The organism is Metabacillus indicus LMG 22858 (assembly GCF_000708755.2).
GTDB classification, from domain to species: Bacteria; Bacillota; Bacilli; order Bacillales; family Bacillaceae; genus Bacillus_P; species Bacillus_P indicus.
In genome coordinates this window covers 17,391-26,519 of sequence record NZ_JGVU02000005.1, presented here as the reverse complement: position 1 = coordinate 26,519, position 9,129 = coordinate 17,391, and the positions used below count along the sequence as shown (strand labels likewise).

Below are 9,129 nucleotides of genomic sequence, written 5' to 3'. Positions count from 1 at the left end.
GAATGGGTAAAGAAAAATTCGACCGTTCCAAAACGCATGCCAATATCGGTACAATTGGACACGTTGACCACGGTAAAACAACTCTAACAGCTGCAATTACAACTGTACTTGCAAAACGTAGCGGTAAAGGTGCTGCAATGGCATACGACATGATCGATGCTGCTCCTGAAGAGCGCGAGCGCGGAATCACAATCTCAACTGCACACGTTGAGTACGAAACTGACACTCGTCACTATGCACACGTTGACTGCCCAGGACATGCTGACTATGTTAAAAACATGATCACTGGTGCTGCACAAATGGACGGCGGAATCCTAGTTGTTTCTGCTTCTGACGGCCCAATGCCACAAACTCGTGAGCACATCCTTCTTTCTCGTCAAGTAGGTGTACCTTACCTTGTAGTATTCATGAACAAATGCGACATGGTAGACGACGAAGAGCTTCTTGAGCTAGTTGAAATGGAAGTACGCGACCTTCTTTCTGAGTATGACTTCCCTGGCGATGACATCCCAGTAATCAAAGGTTCTGCTCTTAAAGCTCTAGAAGGCGAAGCTGAGTGGGAAGAGAAAATCGTTGAGCTTATGAACGCTGTTGACGAGTACATCCCAACACCAGCTCGTGACACTGAAAAGCCATTCATGATGCCTGTTGAGGACGTATTCTCAATCACTGGCCGTGGAACAGTTGCTACTGGACGCGTTGAGCGTGGAGTAGTTAAAGTTGGAGATGTTATCGACATCATCGGCTTCACTGAAGAGCCAAAATCAACAACTGTAACAGGTGTTGAAATGTTCCGTAAGCTTCTTGACTATGCAGAAGCTGGCGACAACATCGGTGCACTTCTTCGTGGGGTTTCTCGCGACGACATCCAACGTGGACAAGTTCTTGCTAAGCCAAAAACAATCACTCCACACACTAAATTTAAATCAGAAGTTTACGTTCTTTCAAAAGAAGAGGGTGGACGTCACACTCCATTCTTCTCTAACTACCGCCCACAGTTCTACTTCCGTACTACGGACGTAACTGGTATCATCCAACTTCCAGAAGGCGTTGAGATGGTTATGCCTGGCGATAACATCGAAATGACTGTTGAACTTATCGCTCCAATCGCGATTGAAGAAGGTACTAAATTCTCAATCCGTGAAGGCGGTCGTACAGTAGGCGCTGGTGTTGTAGCTACAATCACTGAGTAATCCTGCTACTTAAGAAGACGAGCATTCGTGCTCGTCTTTTTTTGTTTCTTCTATATATAGTAGAAATGATTTGAGCTTAAAAAACGAAAACTTTTCCAGCTGCTGATCCCCCTTGTTTTTACCTGTTGATGTATGTATAATAGGAAAAGTGCGCAAGAAAGTAAAAACATAATTTTTATCTTGCATTGGGCGCAAAATTTCTATATAATAGACAATGTTGGTCTTTGACTGCGATGAAGTAGGAGGTTGCCGATACACACGGCCGCTTTGCCATGGCGAGTGTACGGAAAATTTCTACGGAGAAAGTCTATTTTAAAAGTAGGCGAAAAGGAGGGAAAATAATGGCAAAACAAAAAATTCGTATTCGTTTAAAAGCATATGATCACAGAATTCTTGATCAATCTGCTGAAAAGATCGTTGAAACAGCAAAACGTTCAGGTGCTAACGTTTCTGGTCCGATCCCGTTGCCAACTGAAAAATCGATTTACACGATTCTTCGTGCGGTACACAAATACAAAGATTCACGTGAGCAGTTCGAAATGCGCACACACAAACGTTTAATCGATATCATCAACCCAACACCACAAACTGTTGATGCATTGATGAGATTAGACCTGCCATCAGGCGTTGACATTGAAATCAAACTTTAATTTCAAAAAATAGATTTTATAACATTATAGGAGGTGTGACTAATGACCAAAGGAATCTTAGGTAAAAAAATCGGTATGACTCAAGTGTTTACTGAAAAAGGTGATCTTATCCCGGTAACAGTAATTGAGGCTGCTGAAAACGTAGTTCTTCAAATCAAGACTGTTGAAAGCGACGGCTATGCTGCTGTTCAAGTTGGTTTCTCAAACAAACGTGAAAAGCTTTCTAACAAGCCTGCAAAAGGACACGTTGCAAAAGCTAATACTGCACCTAAGCGCTTCGTAAGGGAGTTCCGCGGAGAAGCTGGTGAGTATGAAGTTGGTCAGGAAGTCAAAGTTGATATTTTCTCTGCTGGAGATACAGTAGATGTAACAGGAATCTCAAAGGGTAAAGGTTTCCAAGGCTCTATCAAGCGCCATAACCAATCTCGCGGACCTATGTCACATGGTTCTCGTTACCACCGTCGCCCAGGTTCAATGGGTCCTGTTGCTCCTAACCGAGTATTCAAAAACAAATTATTGCCAGGCCGCATGGGTGGAGAGCAAGTAACTGTTCAAAACCTTGAGATCGTGAAAGTTGACGCTGAGCGTAACCTTCTATTGATCAAAGGTAACGTACCTGGTCCTAAAAAATCACTAATCACAGTGAAAAAGGCTGTTAAATCTAACTAATTTTTCTAAGAAAGGAGGAATTCGATAATGCCGAAAGTAGCATTATTAAACCAAAGCGGATCAAACGTTGGTGAAATCGAACTAAATGATTCTGTATTTGGTATCGAACCTAATCAGCACGTTTTATTTGATGCGGTTATCATGCAAAGAGCTTCTTTGCGTCAAGGAAACCACAAAGTAAAGAATCGTTCAGAAGTTAGAGGCGGAGGTCGCAAGCCTTGGCGCCAAAAAGGTACTGGACGCGCTCGTCAAGGATCTATCCGCTCACCACAATGGCGCGGCGGTGGTATCGTATTCGGTCCAACACCACGCAGCTATGCTTACAAATTACCTAAAAAAGTTCGCCGCTTAGCGATCAAATCAGCTTTATCTACAAAGGTACAAGAGAACAACATTCTAGTATTAGAAGATCTTCTAATGAATGCTCCTAAAACAAAAGAAATGACTGCTCTACTTGCAGGACTTTCAATTGAAAAGAAAGCATTGATCGTTACTGCTGATGTGAACGAATCTGTTGCACTATCTGCACGTAACATCCCTGGCATTACAGTTCTTGAAGCTAATTCTATTAATGTACTTGATGTACTTAACCATGAAAAGCTTGTTATTACGAAAGCAGCGGTGCAAAAAGTAGAGGAGGTGCTTGCATAATGAAAGATCCTCGTGATATTATTAAGCGCCCCGTAATCACTGAACTTTCAACGGACTTAATGACTGAGAAAAAGTACACGTTTGAAGTTGACGTTCGTGCTAACAAAACTCAAGTGAAAGATGCTATTGAAGCAATCTTTGGCGTAAAAGTGGAGAAAGTTAACGTTCTTAACTACAAAGGCAAATATAAGCGTGTAGGTCGTTACACAGGTCTTACTAATAAACGCAAAAAAGCAGTTGTTAAACTAACAGCTGACAGCAAAGAAATCGAATTATTCGAAGTCTAATTCATTATTTAAGATAGGAGGGAAACGAGATGGCGATTAAAAAGTACAAACCAACCTCAAATGGTCGTCGCGGCATGACTGTTTCTGATTTCGCTGAGATTACTACAGACAAACCGGAAAAGTCATTACTTGCGCCTGTACACAGAAAAGGCGGTCGTAACAACCAAGGTAAAATTACTGTACGTCATCAAGGCGGCGGTCACAAACGTCAATACCGTATTATCGACTTCAAACGCGATAAAGATGGTATACCAGGACGCGTTGCTACAATCGAGTATGATCCGAACCGTTCTGCAAACATTGCACTTATCCACTATGCAGATGGTGAGAAAAGATATATCCTTGCTCCAAAAAACCTTGAAGTAGGTTTACAAGTTGTTTCTGGACCAGAGGCTGATATTAAAGTAGGAAATGCACTTCCACTTCAAAATATCCCTGTAGGTACAGTTATTCACAACATCGAACTTAAACCAGGCAAAGGCGGACAATTAGTACGTTCTGCTGGTACTTCTGCACAGGTTCTTGGTAAAGAAGGCAAATACGTTCTTGTTCGTTTGAATTCTGGTGAGGTTCGCATGATCCTTGCTACTTGCCGCGCTACTGTTGGTCAAGTAGGAAACGAGCAGCATGAACTTATCAACATCGGTAAAGCTGGACGCTCTCGCTGGTTAGGTATCAGACCTACAGTTCGTGGTTCTGTAATGAACCCTAACGATCACCCGCACGGTGGTGGTGAAGGTCGTGCTCCAATCGGACGTAAGTCTCCAATGACTCCTTGGGGTAAACCAACTCTTGGTTACAAAACTCGCAAGAAGACAAACAAGTCCGATAAATTCATCGTACGTCGTCGTAAAAAATAACGTGATGGTTCTACGGTTCGAAGGAACCGTAGCGCAATCGCGAAGGGAGGTACAAGTATGGGCCGTAGCTTGAAAAAAGGACCATTCGTAGATGAGCATTTATTCAAGAAAGTTGAAAAGTTAAACGAGTCAGAGAAAAAACAAGTGATCAAAACTTGGTCTCGCCGTTCTACTATTTTCCCGCAATTCATCGGTCAAACGATCGCTGTATATGACGGTCGCAAGCATGTTCCTGTATACGTTACTGAAGATATGGTAGGACACAAACTCGGTGAGTTTGCTCCAACACGTACGTATAAAGGCCATGCAGCTGACGACAAAAAAACAAGACGCTAATGAGAGGAGGCTTTTAAATGCAAGCTAAAGCCGTTGCAAGAACAGTACGTATTGCTCCTCGTAAAGCTCGTTTAGTAATTGATCTTATCCGAGGAAAGCAAATCGGTGAAGCGGTAGCGATTCTTCGCCACACACCTAAAACTGCTTCTCCAATTATTGAAAAAGTTCTAAAATCTGCTGTGGCAAACGCAGAGCACAACTATGAAATGGACATTAACAACTTGGTTGTAACTGAAGCTTATGTAGGCGAAGGTCCAACTCTAAAACGTTTCCGTCCACGCGCAATGGGCCGTGCGAGTGCCATCAACAAACGCACAAGCCACATTACAATCGTTGTATCAGAAAAGAAGGAGGGATAATCCGTGGGTCAAAAGGTAAATCCAGTCGGTCTTCGCATTGGTGTTATCCGTGATTGGGAATCTAAATGGTTCGCTGGCAAAGATTATGCTAATCTTCTGCACGAAGACATCAAAGTTCGTGAATATATCAATCAGCGTTTAAGCGATGCATCTGTTTCAAAGATTGAAATCGAGCGTGCTGCTAATCGCGTGAACATTACGATCCACACTGCTAAGCCAGGTATGGTTATCGGTAAAGGCGGTACTGAAGTTGAAGCACTTCGTAAAGCTCTTAACTCACTAACTGGCAAGCGTGTACACATCAACATTCTTGAAATCAAGAGAGCTGATCTTGATGCTAAACTAGTAGCTGACAACATCGCTCGTCAACTTGAAAATCGTATTTCATTCCGTCGTGCTCAAAAGCAAACAATCCAACGTGCTATGCGCGCAGGTGCACAAGGAATCAAAACAATGGTATCTGGTCGTCTTGGCGGCGCTGATATCGCTCGTTCTGAAAGCTACAGTGAAGGAACAGTTCCACTTCACACACTTCGTGCTGATATTGACTATGGTACAGCTGAAGCTGACACTACTTATGGTAAATTAGGCGTTAAAGTTTGGATCTATCGTGGAGAGGTTCTTCCTACTAAGAAGAAAAAAGAGGAAGGAGGAAAATAATTATGTTGTTGCCAAAACGCGTTAAATATCGCAGAGAACACCGTGGAAAAATGCGCGGTCGTGCTAAAGGCGGTACAGAAGTTCACTTCGGTGAATACGGCATTCAAGCTCTAGAAGCTTCTTGGATTACAAATCGTCAAATTGAGGCAGCTCGTATTGCTATGACTCGTTACATGAAACGTGGCGGTAAAGTCTGGATCAAAATTTTCCCTTCTAAGCCTTACACGGCTAAACCTCTAGAGGTCCGCATGGGATCCGGTAAAGGTGCTCCTGAAGGCTGGGTGGCAGTTGTAAAACCAGGAAAAGTAATGTTTGAAATTGCTGGTGTATCAGAAGAAGTAGCACGCGAAGCATTGCGTCTTGCATCTCACAAATTGCCAATCAAAACAAAATTCGTTAAACGCGAGGAAATTGGTGGTGAATCAAATGAGAGCTAATGAAATTCGTGATCTTACCACTGCTGAAATTGAACAAAAAGTAAAATCACTGAAGGAAGAGCTGTTCAACCTTCGCTTTCAATTGGCGACTGGACAACTTGAAAACACTGCTCGCATTCGTGAAGTACGTAAATCGATCGCTCGTATGAAAACTGTGATCACTGAAAGAGAGATCGCTGCTAATAATCGATAATCCTGAGAGGAGGTTGCAGAATGACTGAACGCAACAACCAGCGCAAAGTCTACACTGGACGTGTAGTTTCTGATAAAATGGATAAAACGATCACTGTTCTTGTTGAAACGTATAAGAAGCATTCTTTATACGGCAAGCGTGTTAAATATTCCAAAAAGTTCAAAGCTCATGATGAAAACAACCAAGCTAAAATCGGCGATGTGGTTAAAATCATGGAAACTCGCCCATTATCAGCTACTAAACGTTTCCGTCTAGTTGAAATTGTTGAAGAAGCTGTTATTATCTAATATTGTTCGGATTATATTTCCGAAGGGAGGTAACGTAAATGATTCAACAAGAATCCCGTTTAAAAGTTGCTGACAACTCTGGTGCTCGTGAAGTTCTTACTATTAAAGTTCTTGGCGGATCTGGACGTAAAACTGCTAATATTGGTGATGTAATTGTTTGTACGGTCAAACAAGCAACACCAGGAGGCGTTGTTAAAAAAGGTGACGTTGTTAAAGCAGTAATCGTTCGCACAAAGAGCGGCGCTCGCCGTCAGGACGGATCTTACATCCGTTTCGACGAAAACGCATGTGTAATCATTAAAGATGACAAGAGCCCTCGCGGAACTCGTATCTTTGGACCAGTTGCACGTGAATTGCGTGAAGGCAACTTCATGAAAATTGTTTCTCTTGCTCCAGAAGTATTATAAATCGAAAATAGATAGCCTTACTAAGGAGGTGCGACTAGGATGCATGTAAAAAAAGGTGATAAAGTAGTAGTGATCTCAGGTAAAGATAAAGGCAAACAGGGTACTGTACTTGCTGCTTTCCCTAAGAAAGATCGCGTGCTTGTTGAAGGCATCAACATTATGAAGAAGCATTCAAAACCTTCTCAATTAAACCCTCAGGGCGGAATTATCAGCCAGGAGGCACCTATCCATGTATCAAATGTTATGCCACTTGATCCTAAATCAGGTGAGCCAACTCGTGTTGGTTTCAAAGTGGTTGATGGCAAAAAGGTACGTGTTGCGAAAAAATCTGGTGAAACTTTAGATAAATAGTAAATAAGGAAGGGAGGTCCTCGCATGAACCGCCTTAAAGAAAAGTATCAAAAAGAAATTACACCTGCTTTAATGAGCAAGTTCAACTATAAATCAGTGATGCAAGTTCCAAAGCTTGAGAAGATCGTAATCAACATGGGTGTTGGTGACGCAGTATCTAACTCTAAAGCTCTTGATACAGCTGTAGAAGAGTTAACTACAATCTCAGGTCAAAAGCCGGTTATCACAAAAGCTAAAAAATCAATTGCAGGATTCCGTCTGCGTGAAGGTATGCCTATCGGTGCGAAAGTAACTCTTCGCGGCGAGCGCATGTATGAATTCCTAGATAAATTAGTTTCTGTATCATTACCACGTGTACGTGACTTCCGCGGTATCTCTAAAAAGTCTTTTGACGGACGCGGCAACTACACTCTTGGTGTTAAAGAACAATTAATCTTCCCTGAAATTGATTATGATAAAGTATCAAAAGTTCGTGGTATGGACATCGTTATCGTTACAACTGCTAACACTGATGAAGAATCTCGTGAGCTTCTTACTCAGTTCGGTATGCCATTCCAAAAATAATCGAAATAGGGAGGCGAAAACGTGGCTAAAAAGTCAATGATTGCGAAACAAAAACGCACTCAAAAGTTTAAAGTACAAGAGTACACTCGCTGCGAACGTTGTGGTCGTCCACATTCAGTTCTCCGCAAATTTAAACTTTGCCGTATTTGTTTCCGTGAACTCGCATATAAAGGTCAAATTCCAGGCGTTAAAAAAGCTAGCTGGTAATACCCCATAATCGGGAAGGAGGTAATTTTGATATGGTAATGACAGATCCAATTGCAGATATGCTTACTCGTATTCGCAACGCGAATATGGTTCGTCATGAAAAATTAGAAATTCCTGCATCGAAAGCGAAAAAAGAGATCGCTGAAATCCTTAAGCGTGAAGGTTTCGTTCGTGATGTTGAATATGTAGAAGATAACAAACAAGGTATCATTCGTATTTTCCTTAAATACGGATCAAACAACGAGCGTGTTATCACTGGCCTGAAACGCATCAGTAAACCAGGATTGCGCGTATACGCTAAAGCTAACGAAGTACCTCGCGTACTTAACGGTTTAGGAATCGCAATCGTATCTACTTCTCAAGGAGTCCTAACAGACAAAGAAGCCCGCGCGAAACAAGCTGGCGGAGAAGTTCTGGCATACGTTTGGTAATAACCTGAAAAAAGAATGGAGGTGTACATGAATGTCTCGTATTGGTAAAAAACCACTTGAAATCCCTGCTGGCGTAACAGTTGCGATCGACGGAAGCACAGTAACTGTTAAAGGACCTAAAGGTGAATTAACTCGTACTTTTAACTCTGATATCAACATTAAGGTTGAAGACAACGTACTTACAGTGACACGTCCTTCTGATCAAAAAGAACATCGTGCTCTTCACGGTACAACTCGCAGCCTTCTTGGAAACATGGTTGAGGGCGTTTCTAAAGGATTTGAAAAAGGTCTTGAATTAGTAGGTGTCGGTTACCGTGCTACTAAATCAGGCAACAAGCTAGTTCTTGCTGTTGGATACTCACATCCTGTAGAAATCGTTCCTGAACAAGGAATCGAAATTGAAGTGCCTTCAAATACAAAAGTAATTGTAAAAGGTACAGACAAAGAGCGTGTTGGAGCTGTTGCTTCTAACATCCGCGCTACTCGTCCGCCAGAGCCTTACAAAGGCAAAGGTATCCGCTACGAAGGTGAATATGTACGTCGTAAAGAAGGTAAAACAGCGAAGTAATATCGCTTAGATGATAAGA

At 42.1% G+C, this 9,129-nt stretch carries 18 protein-coding genes; all 18 read left to right on the top strand.

Features of this window, described 5'->3' with window-relative positions; all coding sequences use genetic code 11:
* The first annotated feature begins 2 nt into the window (after positions 1-2).
* A complete protein-coding gene (tuf, locus tag AZ46_RS13040) occupies positions 3-1,193 on the top strand; it encodes an elongation factor Tu (protein ID WP_029282835.1) in 1,191 nt (396 codons plus the stop codon).
* 341 nt (positions 1,194-1,534) lie between these two features.
* Positions 1,535-1,843 (top strand): 30S ribosomal protein S10, encoded by a 309-nt coding sequence (rpsJ, locus tag AZ46_RS13035; protein WP_029282834.1) that lies wholly within the window; start codon positions 1,535-1,537, stop codon positions 1,841-1,843.
* A gap of 42 nt (positions 1,844-1,885) precedes the next feature.
* The gene (gene rplC / locus AZ46_RS13030; protein WP_029282832.1) at positions 1,886-2,512 is read left to right on the top strand and encodes a 50S ribosomal protein L3; all 627 of its coding nucleotides are present in this window, start codon (positions 1,886-1,888) and stop codon (positions 2,510-2,512) included.
* Between the two features lie 27 nt (positions 2,513-2,539).
* Positions 2,540-3,163, top strand: a complete 624-nt coding sequence (gene rplD / locus AZ46_RS13025) for a 50S ribosomal protein L4 (RefSeq protein ID WP_029282830.1) — start codon at positions 2,540-2,542, stop codon at positions 3,161-3,163.
* Positions 3,163-3,450, top strand: a complete 288-nt coding sequence (rplW, locus tag AZ46_RS13020) for a 50S ribosomal protein L23 (RefSeq protein ID WP_029282828.1) — start codon at positions 3,163-3,165, stop codon at positions 3,448-3,450. Before rplD ends, rplW begins: the two co-directional genes overlap by 1 nt.
* 29 nt (positions 3,451-3,479) lie before the next feature.
* A complete protein-coding gene (gene rplB / locus AZ46_RS13015; RefSeq protein WP_029282826.1) occupies positions 3,480-4,310 on the top strand; it encodes a 50S ribosomal protein L2 in 831 nt (276 codons plus the stop codon).
* Positions 4,311-4,367: 57 nt separating this feature from the next.
* Positions 4,368-4,646 carry a 30S ribosomal protein S19 gene (gene rpsS / locus AZ46_RS13010; RefSeq protein WP_029282824.1) on the top strand — a complete coding sequence of 93 codons (279 nt, stop codon included), beginning with the start codon at positions 4,368-4,370 and terminating at the stop codon, positions 4,644-4,646.
* A gap of 17 nt (positions 4,647-4,663) precedes the next feature.
* Entirely contained in the window at positions 4,664-5,005 is a 342-nt protein-coding gene (gene rplV / locus AZ46_RS13005; protein WP_029282822.1) for a 50S ribosomal protein L22, read from the top strand.
* A 3-nt stretch (positions 5,006-5,008) separates the two neighbouring features.
* On the top strand, positions 5,009-5,665 hold the full coding sequence (gene rpsC / locus AZ46_RS13000) for a 30S ribosomal protein S3 (RefSeq protein ID WP_029282820.1): 657 nt from the start codon (positions 5,009-5,011) through the stop codon (positions 5,663-5,665).
* A 2-nt stretch (positions 5,666-5,667) separates the two neighbouring features.
* Positions 5,668-6,102: a 50S ribosomal protein L16 gene (rplP, locus tag AZ46_RS12995; protein ID WP_029282818.1), complete on the top strand. Its 435-nt coding sequence runs from the start codon at positions 5,668-5,670 to the stop codon at positions 6,100-6,102.
* A complete protein-coding gene (gene rpmC, locus AZ46_RS12990; protein ID WP_029282816.1) occupies positions 6,092-6,295 on the top strand; it encodes a 50S ribosomal protein L29 in 204 nt (67 codons plus the stop codon). Before rplP ends, rpmC begins: the two co-directional genes overlap by 11 nt.
* A 20-nt stretch (positions 6,296-6,315) precedes the next feature.
* On the top strand, positions 6,316-6,582 hold the full coding sequence (rpsQ, locus tag AZ46_RS12985; protein WP_029282815.1) for a 30S ribosomal protein S17: 267 nt from the start codon (positions 6,316-6,318) through the stop codon (positions 6,580-6,582).
* A 38-nt stretch (positions 6,583-6,620) separates the two neighbouring features.
* The gene (rplN, locus tag AZ46_RS12980) at positions 6,621-6,989 is read left to right on the top strand and encodes a 50S ribosomal protein L14 (RefSeq protein ID WP_029282813.1); all 369 of its coding nucleotides are present in this window, start codon (positions 6,621-6,623) and stop codon (positions 6,987-6,989) included.
* A 39-nt stretch (positions 6,990-7,028) separates the two neighbouring features.
* Complete coding sequence (gene rplX, locus AZ46_RS12975) at positions 7,029-7,340, top strand: 50S ribosomal protein L24 (RefSeq protein WP_029282810.1); 312 nt, start codon at positions 7,029-7,031, stop codon at positions 7,338-7,340.
* Between the two features lie 24 nt (positions 7,341-7,364).
* Positions 7,365-7,904 (top strand): 50S ribosomal protein L5, encoded by a 540-nt coding sequence (gene rplE, locus AZ46_RS12970; protein WP_029282808.1) that lies wholly within the window; start codon positions 7,365-7,367, stop codon positions 7,902-7,904.
* A gap of 21 nt (positions 7,905-7,925) precedes the next feature.
* Positions 7,926-8,111, top strand: a complete 186-nt coding sequence (gene rpsN / locus AZ46_RS12965; RefSeq protein ID WP_010285078.1) for a 30S ribosomal protein S14 — start codon at positions 7,926-7,928, stop codon at positions 8,109-8,111.
* A gap of 32 nt (positions 8,112-8,143) precedes the next feature.
* Positions 8,144-8,542 carry a 30S ribosomal protein S8 gene (gene rpsH / locus AZ46_RS12960; protein ID WP_029282804.1) on the top strand — a complete coding sequence of 133 codons (399 nt, stop codon included), beginning with the start codon at positions 8,144-8,146 and terminating at the stop codon, positions 8,540-8,542.
* Positions 8,543-8,573: 31 nt separating this feature from the next.
* The gene (gene rplF, locus AZ46_RS12955; RefSeq protein ID WP_029282802.1) at positions 8,574-9,110 is read left to right on the top strand and encodes a 50S ribosomal protein L6; all 537 of its coding nucleotides are present in this window, start codon (positions 8,574-8,576) and stop codon (positions 9,108-9,110) included.
* Positions 9,111-9,129: the final 19 nt, after the last annotated feature.